The sequence below is a fragment of the Psychrobacter sp. Rd 27.2 genome (assembly GCF_001921755.1).
In the GTDB taxonomy this organism is placed as follows: Bacteria; Pseudomonadota; Gammaproteobacteria; order Pseudomonadales; family Moraxellaceae; genus Psychrobacter; species Psychrobacter celer.
Map to the genome: position 1 here is coordinate 185,050 of NZ_MRYB01000002.1, position 15,520 is coordinate 200,569.

Below are 15,520 nucleotides of genomic sequence, written 5' to 3' on the forward strand. Positions count from 1 at the left end.
AAATTGGCGACACTTTTTGTGCTTTTACTTGGTATCTCAAGTCATATCTACAACAGGGGCTTTGGCAATGACTTCTCTGTCTGCAAAGACCAGTGGGCTGAGCGGACGAAAGCCAAAAGTGCTACTGACAAGATTGTTTGGAAACACCTCACGGTCGTTATTATAAAACATCACGCTATCGTTATAGTGCTGACGGGCAAAGCCTATACGGTTTTCGGTATTGGTCAGCTCATCCATCAGCTCTTTGATCATGCTATCCGCTTTTAGCTCAGGATACGCCTCCACCACCGCTGAGAGTTGCCCCAAAGCTTTAGACAGCATACCTTCTGCTTTGGCAAACAACGCCATATGCTCAAGCGACTCTGGCTGATGATGCGTAGAGTCTTGTAGGCTTTGGGCCTGATTACGGGCGCTAATCACACGGCTTAAGGTCTCTTCTTCATGCGTCAGATAACGCTTGGCGGCCTCAACCAAGTTTGGAATCAAGTCATGACGACGCTTGAGCTGGACATCTATCTGCGCAAAACCATTTTTTGCTTGATTGCGCGCGCGTACCAATTTATTAAATATCGACACCCCAAACACGACCAGTAGTACCATGAATATAATCAGTAGCCAAATAAACATCTTCATAAGCAAATCCCAATGTGTCTAGAGTATTAATGATACGTTAATACCTTGTATTTTATCTTAAATTTATTCATGAAGCGCTAGCATCGGGCAATTTTTAGATAAAAAAAAGCCCTTTATGATAAAGGACTGAATATCGAAAACTGCTTTTGATGTTTTATAATTTTGATGTACTAGAGAGGCATAGAGATAGGTATTAACCAAAACAGGCTGTGACTGGACAATGATAAAGACCAATATCAAATTTTAGGCAAAAAAAAGCGACTCCGTCAGCACATCCTCGGCACACATTGTATCTACTACCGTTGCTACCTTCCGGTCCTGGCGGGATTCATAGTACAATGTTGCGAGGCTACCAACGGAGCCACCGGATGAGATTATACAAGGATTTTTTAATTTTACAACCCCTATCTCAAAACTGTTTGTTTTAATCGAAAAATAAGTCTGTAACCTAGCTCACAAAATTCTCACAGCAACTTATACAGATTTTGCTATTTTAGTGAATGAAGTTGTACACATATCAACACTTAAAAATAAGAGGTACAACTTCCTTTGTAAATACCTTTTGAAAGTATTCATATGAATACCCTTAACATTGATTTAGGAGATAACCATGAAAAATACTCTATTGAATAAACTGGCCATCGCTTCTGGTACTGCTTGTTTAATGACAGCCATGATGGGTAGCGCGCATGCCGAGCCGACAGGCTATGATCAACTGAGCTTTCAAACCGAAGTCAAAGAAGAGGTGCAAAATGACGAAGTACGCGCCAGCATGTACAAAAAAGCCCAAGCCAGTACCTCAAAAGCCTTGGCCACCACGCTCAACACATCTATTAATAATGCCATGAAAATCGCCAAGCGCTACCCGAGCGTGACGGTCAGCACCGGACAGCAGCGCACCTATCCGCGATATGATAAAAACGACAAAATCATTGGCTGGACGGGGCAAGCCAGTATCGATCTAAAAAGCACCGACTTTGCGGCTACCAGCCAGCTAATTGCTGATTTGCAAGAAACGCTAGTGATGGATAACCTAAACTTTGGCGTCTCTGACAGCAAAAAAGACGCACTAGAGCAAAAGCTGATGACTGAAGCGTCTCGCGCTTTTCAGCAGCAGGCCAAAAACCTAACGCGCGCTTGGAATGCACGCGGCTACCGTGTGGTCACGGTCAATCTAAACACAGGAAACAACTACCCTCGTCCAATGTATGGCAGCATGAATATGAAAGCAGAAGCCGCCGATGCCTCAGTACCTAGTCAGAGTTTTGAATCGGGCAATAGCACCATCTCTGTCACCGCCAACGGCACCATCGAGCTGACCAAATAGCTTTTGCGCCATAAAGACAGTTGTTAGTAAAAAACTTTATAAGTACACCTTACTCTCAACTTCGAAAGTGATTGAAAAAAGAAGAGCACCTCACTAATCTATTGTTTTCGACCAAGAATACAATGGAGTTGTGAGATGCCCATAGACGAATTTATCATCAATATCTATTTAATGGTAGAGCAATATTACAAAATAGTCGTCACCAAACCCTTGCGAAGTGCAGGTTACGCACCAAAGTTGAGTGATCCTGAGATCATTTGCATGGAGATGGTCGGTGAATTTTTACACCTTGATCAAGACAAACAGATTTGGCAATACTTTACCCAGCATTGGCAAGACTGGTTTCCAGCCATCGGCTCATACCCTAACTTCGCAAAGCACTGCGCCAATCTGTGGCAAGTCAAACAGCAGATACAAGATAAAGTCAGTGAACTTGAGGGCCGTGACAACATTCATTTTATGGATGGTTTTCCGATACCCGTCTGTCATTATGGACGCGCTTATCGGCATAAAAACTATCAAGACTTAGCAGCTTTTAGTTACTGCGCCGCTAAGCAAGAGAGATACTATGGCTTTGAGGGACATTTGCTTGTTAATTTATCTGGCATGATTAAAGGCTTTACCGTTGCTCCTGCCAATGTTGATGAAAGAGCGGTTGCCCCAGAAATCACCACTCATATTCATGGGCTACTTGGCGCTGATAAAGGGTATATCAGCCCTAGTCTGACATCGTACTACGACGCTCAAGGAGTGGATTTACAAACGCCACTCAGAGCCAACATGAAAGAGGATAGACCCAAACCTGTGGTAAGACGGCTAATGAAAGCTCGCCGTATCGTTGAAACAGTCATTGGTCAGCTATCAGAACGATTTAATATACAAAGAGTGCGAGCAAGAGATTTATGGCATTTGTCTCATCGATTGATTCGTAAGATTCTGTCGCATAATCTGTGCTTTGTACTCAACAAAAAACTTGGTAATCCGCCTCTTCAGTTTGAGCTGCTTATTTCAAGTCGAGAGTGAGGTAAGTACCTAACTAACTATCGAGGGATATCAAGGGCAGCCACTTATCGTAGTGACTGCCCTTTTTTGTATGCTATTAGGGTATGGCGCTTATTTGGTAAAAGCATCATTAGTTTTAGGCTGTGCATTTTGAACCGTTTGTAGACTGCCATCCTTTTGCCGCAGTTTTAACAGCAGTTTTTGATGCCATGGTAGATTTTGGTAGGCTAAGCGCTGCTGCGCGATTTTTTTATTGTTTTGGAGGGTTTGAGTGTTTTGAATCACATGTACCGTACGGGCTGTTTCTTTGAGCAGCTGTCCTTTTTTATTTTGTATGACCGCCTTTATGTTATGCGCGCCGGGCATAAGATCGACAGTGGCGATAGAAGCACTTAACCCTTGTGCAACCTCACTACTATCAAGATAAATACGTACTCCATCACCCGCCTGCAAGGCAGGCGTCACCTGTACGCGCACCTCGATGCTTTGAGCAGGACGGCGATATGCGCGAGTCTCGCTAGGCTCGGCGATTATAAGCTGATAACTCACTGCCTTGCGCGCCTTATCTGTGCTATTGGCCGTGCTCACAGGCGCAGATGACGAGGTCGCCTCGCCCGCTACCTGACCAATCGTGTCTCTACCAGTAGAAACAGCCGTCTGACTGACGGTTTTATCCGTCTGCTGTTCATAGTTTTGTGGCCGATCGGTAAAGGTGACTTGCCCCGTCTTTTCATCGACTACTTTATAGATGGGTGCTGCATGACTGGTAGGCACTGCGATAGGTACTGCGATACTCCCTGAAAGTACGGTCAGCGCTGTCAGCAAACCAAAACATTTGGCTTTTATGCCTCTGGTCTTTAGAGTACTGGACTTTATAGCGCTGGTTGTTACATCAGCGTCTTTTATATGAGTGTTTTTTATATGAGCAAGGATAAATGTCGTCATGGTCAAGCCACCTAATCAATCTGATACTTCCTATTATGCGGCATTTGCGTGATGAAATCAGTAGCGATGTTTTATTCATTTATTGGATGGTGTACTTTTTATTTTCGCACATAAAAAAACCAGCTAAGGCAGACTTAGCTGGTGTTTTGATGTTATTTTACATTTAGCTTAAATTCAGCGTTTTAAGTACGCAGCTGATTAGCAGCTGTAGTACAAGTCAAATTCAACTGGATGTACAGTGACGTTGACACGTTGCACTTCTTCTTCTTTTAGGGCGATAAAGGCATCTAGCATGTCTTGAGTAAACACATCACCTTTTAACAAAAACTCGTGGTCGTCTTTTAGCGCTTGTAGGGCGACATCCAAGCTCTCTGCTACCGTTGGGATTAGCGCCTCTTCTTCTGGTGGCAAGTCATACAAGTTTTTGTCAGCAGCTTCGCCTGGATGCATCTTGTTTTGGATACCGTCCAGACCTGCCATCAATAGCGCTGCAAAAGACAAGTATGGGTTGGCCGTTGGATCAGGGAAACGTGCTTCGACGCGTACTGCTTTTGGACTGCTCACGTGCGGGATACGGATAGACGCTGAACGGTTTGATGCAGAATACGCAAGCTTGATAGGTGCTTCGTAATGCGGTACTAGACGCTTGTAACTGTTGGTCGATGGGTTGGTAATCGCATTGAGTGCGCGCGCATGCTTGATGATACCACCGATAAAGTATAGGGCAGTTTCTGATAGACCTGCGTACTCATCGCCCGCAAAGGTATTGACGCCATCTTTTGAGATCGACATGTGTACGTGCATACCTGAGCCATTGTCACCAACGATAGGCTTTGGCATAAAGGTAGCCGTCTTACCAAACTGATGAGCGACATTATGCACGACGTATTTTAATTGCTGCACTTCATCAGCCTTACGCACCATGGTGTTAAATGCCACACCAATCTCGGACTGGCAAGAGGCTACTTCGTGGTGATGCACCTCAACGCTGCCCTCACCGATGATCTCTTCGATACGCTCACACATCACAGAACGCATGTCTTGTGAGCTGTCGATTGGCGGTACTGGGAAATAGCCGCCCTTGACGCGCGGACGATGTGCCATGTTGCCCCACTCGTATGTTTCGTTGGTGGACCATGCCGCTTCTTCAGCGGTGATCTTATGACTCACGCCCGACATCTCAACCGACCATTTGACATCATCAAATACAAAAAACTCTGGCTCAGGACCAAAATAAGCAGTGTCACCGATGCCCGTTGATTTGAGATACTCTTCTGCGCGGCGAGCGATAGAGCGCGGGTCGCGATCGTAGCCTTGCAGAGTTGATGGCTCGATGATATCGCAGGTCACGACGACTGTAACGGCATCAAAAAACGGGTCGATAAAAGCCGTCTCAGGGTCAGGACGTAGGATCATATCTGAGGCTTCAATGCCCTTCCAGCCAGCGATAGATGAACCATCAAACATTTTGCCGTCTTCTAGCACTTCTTCGTCGATGGTAGAGGCAGGAAAGCTGATGTGTTGCTCTTTACCGCGAGTATCGGTAAAGCGAAAGTCAACCCATTTAGCATTAGATGATTTGATAAGATCCAATAATTTATCCGACATGAATAGTCTCCGTTGTGTTGATTAGATATTTGCAATATAAATTGTTTTAACGCTATTTTAACAACATATGACTGACAATGTTGCTTTGTTCAAATGCTGGCTGATTATTATTAATAAACAGTGATAGACAGCAGTAGCTGATAAAGAAGCAGCTCATCACCAAATATCATATTGTCCGCTGACGATAATGATGCAACTGCCGTGCCAAGCTGCGTGGCGCATGATAGTGCAGCAAATCCATCATCAGCCAAATAGTAAATAAATACAGATATTTAGCGTGTTTTTGCCAATACATGATAAAGATATCTTCTTGGGCGATCACCACCATATGATGATTTGGTGTATCCGTTAATACCTTTAATGCACCAAATCGGCTCATACGATGGTGCAATCCGTCTCTTCAATGCTCTTTTTTGGGGCAAATTACCTGTTTGGTCAGCACTGCGCCCTGTTTTAACTCAATCGACTATATCAGAGTGAGTCGGTTTTTGATACATTGCCTCATGTCACGTTTGCCTCACTTGCTCGGCACACATGGCATCTATTCGTAAGTAGTGGTACGGCGCTGCATATATTTATATGTAAGTACATCAGATACTTTGCTATCAAGCCGCTCAATAAAAAAGTGTTTTTATATAAAACTAACTATAAGCGGTAATACAAAAAATCTGTGATAAACCTGCTGACTATCGTGCTGCGTTTGATAGCACGCAAAATAGTGGTAAGATAACGACGGACGATAAAGACTGTGACAATCCTATAAGCTGACGCAGGCTCAACCATGCAGCAAACAGGCATGTAACAAAAAAGAAAAAACGACCACAGCTGTCGTCCCATATCTACGAAAACAAGACTTATAAAGCTAAGATTTATAAAAAAGCCAAACCAACTAAGTTGATACCCACATGATTTTGATGATCGATAATTACGACAGCTTTACGTACAATATTGTACAGTACTTCGGTGAACTACAGCAGCATATCACCGTCTGGCGTAACGATGAGATCAGTCTCCAACAGATCCAAGCTCTCGCACCAGATGCGATCGTGATTGGCCCTGGCCCGTGTACCCCTGACCAAGCGGGTATTTCTTTACAAGTTATCGATGCCTTTAAGGGCCTTATACCTATCTTGGGCATCTGTCTTGGCCATCAGGCCATTGGGCAGGCTTTTGGGGCGCAGATCATCAAGGCAGGCGCAGTCATGCATGGCCGCCTATCTGCGGTATATCATAACGACCAAGGCGTGTTTTTTGGCCTGCCAGCACCCGTGCAAGTCACCCGCTATCACTCACTAGTGATTGACCAAGCCAGCTTACCTGAGTGTCTAGAGGTGACTGCTTGGACACAACATAGTAATGACAGCATCGAGGAGATCATGGGCGTTCGTCACACCACCTACGCCATTGAAGGCGTGCAGTTTCATCCAGAGTCCATCCTAAGCCAAGCAGGCTATCAGCTGCTCAATAACTTTTTGCACACTCACGGTTTGGCAGTATTGCCTACAGATGCCTTACCGCAAGTCGGTTAGAGTCCGTTCGGTTCAAGACTATTTGACGGCAGTTTATTTACCAATTTACTGACAATGCTGATGATAAATAATCCATAACGCCTGCGCCTTTTAACCCTTATTTATAAAAATACTAAGCGAGAGAATAATGAGCACAATAAAAACAGAGGATACCACCACCCCAGATCATATCGCTCAGCTGTCTGATGAGCAGACGCACAAACTCCTGACCACCGCATTGGCGAGAATTTTTCAGCACATTGACCTAACCTTTGATGAGATGTATCAAGTCATGCTGATTATCATGCAGGGTCGATGTAGTGATGCCATGATGGGTGCGATTTTGACGGGTCTGCGCATGAAAGGCGAGTCTATCGACGAGATTACCGCATCGGCCAGCGCCATGCGTGACTTAGCAGCCAACATCACACCGGCAGACTGCCACTATCTGGTCGATATCGTCGGTACGGGCGGTGATGGTGCCAATTTGTTTAACGTCTCTACCGCTTCAGCCTTGGTCGCAGCAGCGGCAGGGGCACAAGTGGCCAAACATGGTAACCGCGGCGTGTCGACCAAATCTGGCAGCTCCGACTTGCTTGAACAGGCAGGAATCAGCTTGACACTCAGCCCAGAGCAGGCCAAGCAATGCATAGAAAATCAAGGTATTGGCTTTTTATTTGCGCCCAATCACCACAGCGCCATGCGCTATGCCAACCCCGTACGCCGTGAGCTAAAAGCGCGAACGATATTTAATATTTTGGGGCCATTGACCAACCCAGCTGGCGTGCCCAATCTGGTCATTGGCGTCTTTACCGCAGCGCTGTGTGAGCCTATCGCTAAGGTGATGAAAAACTTAGGGGCGCGTCACGTCATGGTGGTCGGTGCCAAAGACGGCTTAGATGAAATCAGCTTGGCCACTTCTACGACGGTCGCTGAGCTAAAAGACGGTACGGTCACAGTCTTTGAGATGATGCCAGAAGACGCGGGGGTCGAATCGCAAACCCTCATCGGTCTGGATGTTGACTCCCCTAAAGAGAGTCTGGAGCTAATACGCGCCGCCCTGTCGGGTACAGACACTCATGATCGCGCGGTGCTCAAAGCTCGTGATATGATTGCGCTCAATGCAGGCGCGGCCATTTATACGGCAGGGCTGGCCAGCAACTATCCAAATGGTGTTAGCCGCGCTCAAAAGGTCATTCAAAACGGTGATGCCTTGACCAAGCTTGAGTCTTTGGCACAATATACTCAGCAGCTGGCGCAAAACACTTAAGTTTTTCATACAGCCATCGCCCACTGACTTTTGCCCTTTTACCTTTAGACACATTCGGACACTAGCATGACCCATACAGACATACCTTCAGTATTACAGCGCATCGTTGCGACCAAACACCTTGAGGTAAAAGCGGCTCGTGAGGCGCTATCTCTAGATGACTTAAAAGCCAAGGTGCTGGCCAATCAGCAGCCGCGGCGCGGCTTTGCTCAGGCACTACGAGCGGCCAGCACCAGCGAGAGCGGCATCGGTATCATCGCCGAGATTAAAAAAGCCTCGCCTTCTAAAGGCATCATCAATCATAACTTTGCCCCCGCATTGTTCGCCCAGCAATATGAGCAGGCGGGTGCCAGTTGTCTGTCTGTCCTCACAGATCGCGAGTACTTTCAGGGAGAGGATAGTTACCTTGAGGCAGCGGCCAATGCCGCCACTCTGCCGCTACTGCGTAAAGACTTTATGGTCGATGTGTATCAGATTTATCAATCCTACTTGCTGGGTGCAGACTGTATCTTATTGATTATGGCGTGTCTTGATGATGCGCAAGCACAGCAGCTGCATGCGCTGAGTATCGATCTGGGTATGGACGTGTTGATTGAAGTCCATACCAAAACCGAGCTTGAGCGCGCCCTCCAGCTGCCTCGTAGTGTCCACAACATCTATGGCATCAATAATCGCGATTTAAATACATTCGATGTCGATCTACAGACCACGCTTGAGTTAAAAAACACTTTAATCAAATCATTGGCCGCTGACGCCGACAGCCGCGCACAACAGCCACTTATCGTGACTGAAAGTGGGATTCATAGCAGTGCTGATATTCGCCTGATGCTAAACAACGATATTCAGCACTTTTTGATCGGTGAGCAATTTATGAAAACCGAGCATCCTGGACAAGCGTTACAATCCTTACTTGCAGGCGTCGCAGCAGACGCGTAAAGTAACTAAAAAATGCCACAGCACACATTACCCAACTACCTTTTCATCAACCAACGATACCTTAACTGTTATGTCAAATTCTCTATTTTCTAAAGAAATGCAAGATCAGCTTAAAGAGCTAAAAGGCCAGCTGAGCAAAGGCCGTGATACCAACTCACCTGAGGGCGAAAACCAAAAGCCGACTGAGCCTGTATCGCTGCCGACACAAAAACAAGTCAAAAAAACGGTCAAACAACTAGACAGTGAGCATATCGACGACGACAAAGTGCTGTTTATGCAAGCAATGCATGGCGTCACTCAGCTCGAAGACAAAAACGTGCGCTCCCCTGTCACCAGCACTAAAGCTGGCAAACCTGATGCCACGACTTTATCAAAACGTGCCGCTGCGCAAGGCAGTGAAAGTGGTGATCTAAGCGCCGGCTTATCAGACATGCAAGCCTTGCTCAACCCTGTGGCAAGCGAAGCGTACTTATCGTACAAACAGCCAACCCTACAAAACAAAATATTTGATCAACTAAAAAAAGGCAAACTGCGCTGGTATGATGCCGTAGACATCCATGGCTGTACCATCGAAGAAGCCCGCGCTGCGATGACCCAACTACTCAGCCAAGCCAAAGCCAACAACGAAACTGTGGTCAAAATCGTCCATGGCAAAGGCTCTGAGGCCATCCTAAAAACCTGTGTGAATGGCTGGCTCCGTCAACTGCCTGAAGTATTGGCGTTTTGCTCGGCCTCGCCAAAAGATGGCGGCAATGGTGCGGTACTAGTACTGCTAAAAAAATCAAAAGGCGCGGGTGAATAAACCTTACAGCAAAGCAAAAAAAGACTGCCCAATAAGCAGTCTTTTTTTATAGATGATGTGGTTTTAGAATATAGGATTATGTGCTTTTTAGAAGATAGTGCGCCTTATAACTTCGATGAGAGTAAATAACGATGAGCATACAGACCCTTGATACCCCTGAGCAGCTAGCAGCACATATCGATGCGTTGATAGCAATCGAGCCGAGATTTGCGCCGGTCTACGAGCAAGTGGGCTTACCGAGTCTGCGGCACAATACTGGCGGCTTTATGCAATTGATGCGAGCGATGGTCGGCCAGCAGTTGTCTGTCGCTGCGGCAACCAGTATTTGGCAGCGTTTGCTTGATACCGGCTTGACCACTCCTAGCATGATTCAGCACGCAAGCGATGACGCGCTCAGAGCCCAAGGCTTATCTAAACAAAAAATTCGCTATATTCGCTCTTTGGTTGCGCATGATATAGACTTTGCTAGCCTAAAAACCCTACCAGATGAGGAAGTGATAAACATCCTAACCACCGTCACAGGTATCGGGCGCTGGACGGCTGAGATGTACTTATTGTTTTCTTTACAGCGCGCTGACATCCTCGCTGTTGATGACTTGGCGATCAAAGTTGCCGCCATGACACTGCTGGACTTGCCTGAGCGTCCTACCCCAAAACGACTCCACTCTCTAACGCAGCATTGGTCACCGTACCGTAGCACAGCCAGCCTATTGCTTTGGTCGTATTACGGGCAGCTGCGTAATAAGACCGCTGTGCCTATCTAAGAACCCATGATTGATATAGTGATTTCAGTATAAAAACGATACAGTGGGACTGGGATGAATTTTACGCAGCATCTGTCGGCGTAGGCACAGCACGCAAGAAAAATTTATACCAGTCCCACGTTGACATACAATGTATCTATTTTATTTAGAATCGACTATAACGATTATAGTTTCTATAGCAATGCCACGCCTTATATGGCTGTCTTTTTAGGGCTGGTTCCATATTGACAAGCCAAACTTGCGTTTGGTGTGCTTAAACTTCCTCTTTTTTAGCGCACGGCCTTTTTCTCTGAGCGCCTTGATGCCATGTTGTTTTTTGATCGCCGTGGCGTCAGGCGACGCGGCAGTCTTTTTATCTTTGCTGGCTCTATGGTCTTTATCCAGATCTATGTTGTGGGCATCATCATGATGTTCATCTTGTTTTTTATCCATGTCGTCGCGAGCAGGCTTGGCGCTACCATCTGCCCTATTGGCCATGTCGTCATCTTTTGACGCGTCACCTGCAGACTCGTCATTATCAGATTTTTGCTCGCTGTTTGCTTTAGACGACGCAACATCGGTTTGATTGACTATCAGCTGCTGCGTAGGCAGTGCGTGCTCGACGTCGTATTTTTTGACCTGAGTTAATATATCAACGAACACGACGTTTTGCTTATCATAAAACTCCATCACGTTATTGGCGTTGATATAGGCTTGCAGCTGAATCACATAGCAATCTTGGCGCAGCTCTAAGATATTGACCTGATTCCATTCTTGGTTGGTCAAATAATGCTCATTTAAAAACTCATCTAAGTCTTTGACCATCTTAAAGACCACATCGATATCAGCGGTACGCTTAATATACAGCTGATGAAAAAACCGAAACATATCACGCGAGGTAAAGTTTTCGATTTGCATCGAAGAAAAATCACCGTTTGGCACAGTGACGATGGTACGCGTCAAGGTGCGCACGCGTGATGAGCGAATACCGATATCGATGACCGTGCCTTCATACGTGCCAAATTTACAATAGTCCCCTATGCGTACGGGAGAATCTGCGACCACCACCACACTACCGACGAGGTTTTCGATGGTCTTTTGCGCACCAAGCGCCAATGCCAGACCACCGACCCCTAGTGCGGCAATCCCTGTGGTCAAGTCAAACCCTAAATTGCCAAAGATGACAATCACCGCAAAGATGAGCAGCAACGCTTTGACAACTTTTCGTAGCAGCCCTAAGATAGAGACACGCTCGGTATAGTTTTTCTTATAGCTTAAATTGACCGCGCGGGTAAATATCGCATCAATGACGCGCAGTAATAACCAAGTCAACGCCAACCACGAGGCGATATCAGCAAAACGATTGACCGGCTCTCGCAGCGTCACCGAGACGCCAGCATAGACCATCACCTCAGACAGTATCAGCACCATAATGACCACAGACAGTGGCAGTATCACTTTGTTTGGCAAAGGTAGCGGGACGCCGCGTACTCGCGGATAGGCGATTCGCAGAAGATGATACAGTAGCCAGACTAAAATATAAGTAAAGACAAAACTACTGACAATCATCGTCAGCGCCGCCACTAAGTCTGCCATCTGATAGCCAAACAGCTTTTTGCCTTCCAATGAGTCAAATGTATAGCGAGACACCAATGTCGGCTCGGTGTTTTCTATCACTTCGGGTACCGAGCTGAGCGTCTCACTAGAGAACTGCCAATACTGTTCGCCTTGCTTAGACAGCACTCTCTCAAGCACCAACGGGACGCTTGTTTCTCCGACATTGATGACCCCGACGTTTTCTTGGCTCGGCGGCAGCTGATCGGTCAAATTGCCTTCTAGGGTATTGTTTATCTGCAAATCAGGCTGAAAACGGCCGCCAGCGTCTAATGCTTGCTTAAACTGGCGCACGACCGTGGTAGGATTGTCCGACTTAGACAAATTAAGATAATTGCTCGCCAGCAGGTAGTCGTTTTCGCCCAGCGCCTTAATAAACCCTTGTACCGTATGGCGCGGCGTGTCGCGTCCAAACGAATCTGGTATAGGCGTGCTCGCCGACCCTTCACTGCCAGTCGTGCCATTTACGCCAAGCGTTGTTGTTTCTGCAGCAAAGGACACGGTGGGCAGCAGCACGCTCATCGCCATAATGAGCAAAAACATCACAGTGATAAACGGGGTTTTTAGGCTGGTAGACAATACATCTGGAGCCTGACGAAAAGTCAGATGGTGCTTAATAGACAAAACAAACCTCTTAGCTTGATAAGTGGCACAAAAAGGGCAGATAAAACCCTTACTATCATAACAATTATTTATCACAACAGTGCTTTTGATTGCATGTTTTTGTAGATGGCTGCCGTCAGATTTATTTAGGCGCTTTGCTTTACCGCTCCGACCATGAGCGTCATTCAACCTACCTTGAGGAAAGATTAGGTTAAAGTGGTTTATAAATGGCCAGTTTTTGTAGATAATGAGCGCAGTTTTGCTTATTTATTTCTTTTTGTAATTTTTTGCTTTTTGTCACCTTTGCCTGTATTAACGTCAAAACCGTTATCTCTACCTCTTTTATATCATTCTTTTGGAACTGGCTATGTCTTTATCGCGTTCATCTTCACGTACTTATCTTCGTTTGAGTATTTTAAGTGCCTTAGGCTTATTTACCATGCAGGCTGCCACGGCGGCGACGCCCGCTAGCAATGATCCAGCGGCAGTCAATACCTCACCGGCCACTGATGATCGTACACTACCACAAGTTGAGCTCGATAAAATCGTCGTCACCGCCACGCGTACGCCGACCAAGACCAGTAACGTCATCGCTCAGACTCGTGTGATCGATAGTGAAGCGCTACAGCGTTATCAGGGTCAGACCGTGGTCGATGTATTAAAGAATCAACCTGGTATTAATATCACACAAAGTGGCGGCATGGGTACAGCCAGTAATTTTTATATGCGCGGCTTTGATAGCAAGCAAGTCTTGGTGATTATCGATGGGATACGCTATGGCTCTATCTCTTTAGGTAGCCCATCTCTGAACTTGTTGGCCGCAGACCAAATCGACCGCATCGAAGTTTTGTATGGTGCGTCAGGCTCTAGCATCTACGGCTCTGACGCCATGGGCGGCGTTATCCAAATTTTTACCAAAGGCAATAACGTAGAGCAATCCAATGTTTCTACAACTGTGGGTTATGGTAGTAACAATCACTACCAAGTCGGCATCACAGGTCAGCTGAAAAATGACACGTCATCCTTGAGCTTGGGTGTCAGTCGTAACGAAACAGATGGCTTTAACGCCATTGCCAATAGCAGCTCGGCTGACTATAACGCGGACGATGATGGCTTTAAATCTACCAATGCCAGTCTAGCATTGCAGCATAAGCTATCAGACTCGCTAAGCGCGGGAATAAGTGCCTTGTATACCGACTCTACCACTGATATTGACTCAGCAGGCAACGCCTTTCCAAATGCCTATTCAGACCAAAAAAACGGCAGTGCCAATGCTTATCTTCAATACAAAACGCCTTCAACAGTCAGCAAACTTAGCTACGGTCAAAGTATCGACAAATCGACTACTCATGACGCCAACTCTATTGATTATCAAAAAGGCAGTCAGTACGACACCACCCAAGAGCAAGCACGTTTAGGGACCAGTATCAACGCGCAACCTGGTACTGTGATTGTTGGCGCAGAATGGTTGTCACAACAGCTAGACGCCTCAGATGTTTTAGATTTTTCAGGTTATCCTGATCCAGCTGTGCAAACCCCTTATAACCCTGAGGACAGAACGGTCAAAAGTGCCTTTGTTGGTTATCAGCTGGCAGACACTTATTATGACGTGCAAGCCAACTACCGCGTGGATGACAACTCGCAGTATGGTCATGAAAGCACCTACAATTTAGGAGCGGCGATACGCTCATTGGCTGGCATGCGAATCGGTGCCAACTATGCGACCGGATTTCGCGCGCCAACCTTTAATGATTTATACTGGCCTGGTTTTAGCAACCCCAACCTAAAACCCGAAAGAACAAAGAACACTGAAGTATTTGTTGAATACGTAAATGATGCCCAAACGTCACGATTGACAGGCTATTACACCGATGCAGAAGACCTGATTTCTAGTGCAGCAAATATCAGTGAAGCGAAAATCAAGGGGTTGAGCCTGACCTCCGACTGGAATATGAATGCCTTTATATTTGGTCTCGGTTATGACTACTTGGATGCCAAAGACAAAACGGCAAATAGCGCAAGCTATAATCAACAGCTTGCCTATCGTCCTAAAAACAGCGGCATGGTTTATGTGGGCTATCAGCAACCGATGTTCGATGTTCGCCTCGAAGCCAAACATACTGATGATAGAGTCACGGCCGAAAACAATAAGCTTGATAGCTATACCTTGCTGAATTTGAGCGGCGCTGTTTATATCACTCCTAATCTTCGTGCTAACTTGCGGGTCGACAATATTACTGATGAGGATTATACCCTCGCCAGCCAATTCGGTAATGAATACGCCACAGAAGGCACCAGCTACTTCGGCTCACTTACCTACGATTGGTACTAATTACGATTGGTACTAATACTGATACGAAACTTAAATTATAAACAAAGCAAGGTCACCCAGCGGTGGCCTTTTTTTATGACGACAGCACTTACGATTTTCCGCAGCCAATAGGTGACAATCACAGAATCATCTATTACAATAACCCTCCCGAGAGGTGTTGCGCCATAATCATCGATCACTGCATCTAGGCTTTATCG

The 15,520-nt window shown here is 46.2% G+C and carries 13 protein-coding genes and 1 other RNA gene; 8 read left to right on the top strand and 6 right to left on the bottom strand.

What is annotated here, in order from left to right; translation table 11 throughout:
* Positions 1-36 precede the first annotated feature (36 nt).
* Complete coding sequence (locus BTV99_RS03070; protein WP_075100896.1) at positions 37-633, bottom strand: LemA family protein; 597 nt, start codon at positions 631-633, stop codon at positions 37-39.
* Positions 634-894: 261 nt separating this feature from the next.
* An RNA gene (gene ffs / locus BTV99_RS03075) (signal recognition particle sRNA small type) lies at positions 895-991 on the bottom strand.
* Positions 992-1,243: 252 nt separating this feature from the next.
* On the opposite strand from ffs, the gene BTV99_RS03080 reads away from it, so the two are divergent.
* Together BTV99_RS03080 and BTV99_RS03085 are read left to right on the top strand one after the other, a co-directional pair.
* The gene (locus tag BTV99_RS03080; protein WP_075100897.1) at positions 1,244-1,960 is read left to right on the top strand and encodes an SIMPL domain-containing protein; all 717 of its coding nucleotides are present in this window, start codon (positions 1,244-1,246) and stop codon (positions 1,958-1,960) included.
* Positions 1,961-2,095: 135 nt separating this feature from the next.
* On the top strand, positions 2,096-2,983 hold the full coding sequence (locus tag BTV99_RS03085) for an IS982 family transposase (protein WP_075100898.1): 888 nt from the start codon (positions 2,096-2,098) through the stop codon (positions 2,981-2,983).
* A gap of 90 nt (positions 2,984-3,073) precedes the next feature.
* Here BTV99_RS03085 and BTV99_RS03090 read toward each other — a convergent pair whose 3' ends face one another.
* The 3 genes from BTV99_RS03090 to BTV99_RS03100 form a co-directional block, all read right to left on the bottom strand.
* Positions 3,074-3,907, bottom strand: a complete 834-nt coding sequence (locus BTV99_RS03090) for a DUF4124 domain-containing protein (RefSeq protein WP_143507038.1) — start codon at positions 3,905-3,907, stop codon at positions 3,074-3,076.
* A gap of 198 nt (positions 3,908-4,105) precedes the next feature.
* Positions 4,106-5,515: a type I glutamate--ammonia ligase gene (gene glnA, locus BTV99_RS03095; protein ID WP_075100899.1), complete on the bottom strand. Its 1,410-nt coding sequence runs from the start codon at positions 5,513-5,515 to the stop codon at positions 4,106-4,108.
* A 166-nt stretch (positions 5,516-5,681) separates the two neighbouring features.
* Positions 5,682-5,894: a hypothetical protein gene (locus BTV99_RS03100; RefSeq protein WP_075100900.1), complete on the bottom strand. Its 213-nt coding sequence runs from the start codon at positions 5,892-5,894 to the stop codon at positions 5,682-5,684.
* Positions 5,895-6,420: 526 nt separating this feature from the next.
* On the opposite strand from BTV99_RS03100, the gene BTV99_RS03105 reads away from it, so the two are divergent.
* From BTV99_RS03105 to BTV99_RS03125, 5 genes are all read left to right on the top strand, one after another.
* A complete protein-coding gene (locus BTV99_RS03105; RefSeq protein ID WP_075100901.1) occupies positions 6,421-7,044 on the top strand; it encodes an aminodeoxychorismate/anthranilate synthase component II in 624 nt (207 codons plus the stop codon).
* Positions 7,045-7,171: 127 nt separating this feature from the next.
* The gene (gene trpD, locus BTV99_RS03110; RefSeq protein WP_075100902.1) at positions 7,172-8,293 is read left to right on the top strand and encodes an anthranilate phosphoribosyltransferase; all 1,122 of its coding nucleotides are present in this window, start codon (positions 7,172-7,174) and stop codon (positions 8,291-8,293) included.
* A gap of 66 nt (positions 8,294-8,359) precedes the next feature.
* The gene (trpC, locus tag BTV99_RS03115) at positions 8,360-9,229 is read left to right on the top strand and encodes an indole-3-glycerol phosphate synthase TrpC (RefSeq protein ID WP_075100903.1); all 870 of its coding nucleotides are present in this window, start codon (positions 8,360-8,362) and stop codon (positions 9,227-9,229) included.
* Positions 9,230-9,299: 70 nt separating this feature from the next.
* On the top strand, positions 9,300-10,031 hold the full coding sequence (locus BTV99_RS03120) for a Smr/MutS family protein (RefSeq protein WP_075100904.1): 732 nt from the start codon (positions 9,300-9,302) through the stop codon (positions 10,029-10,031).
* 131 nt (positions 10,032-10,162) lie between these two features.
* Positions 10,163-10,795, top strand: a complete 633-nt coding sequence (locus tag BTV99_RS03125) for a DNA-3-methyladenine glycosylase (protein ID WP_075100905.1) — start codon at positions 10,163-10,165, stop codon at positions 10,793-10,795.
* 207 nt (positions 10,796-11,002) lie between these two features.
* Here the strand turns inward: BTV99_RS03125 and BTV99_RS03130 are convergent, their stop codons facing one another.
* A complete protein-coding gene (locus tag BTV99_RS03130; RefSeq protein WP_372046405.1) occupies positions 11,003-12,931 on the bottom strand; it encodes a mechanosensitive ion channel domain-containing protein in 1,929 nt (642 codons plus the stop codon).
* A gap of 427 nt (positions 12,932-13,358) precedes the next feature.
* Here BTV99_RS03130 and BTV99_RS03135 point away from each other — a divergent pair, with 427 nt between their 5' ends.
* On the top strand, positions 13,359-15,323 hold the full coding sequence (locus BTV99_RS03135; protein ID WP_075100906.1) for a TonB-dependent receptor: 1,965 nt from the start codon (positions 13,359-13,361) through the stop codon (positions 15,321-15,323).
* The last annotated feature ends 197 nt before the right edge of the window (positions 15,324-15,520 follow it).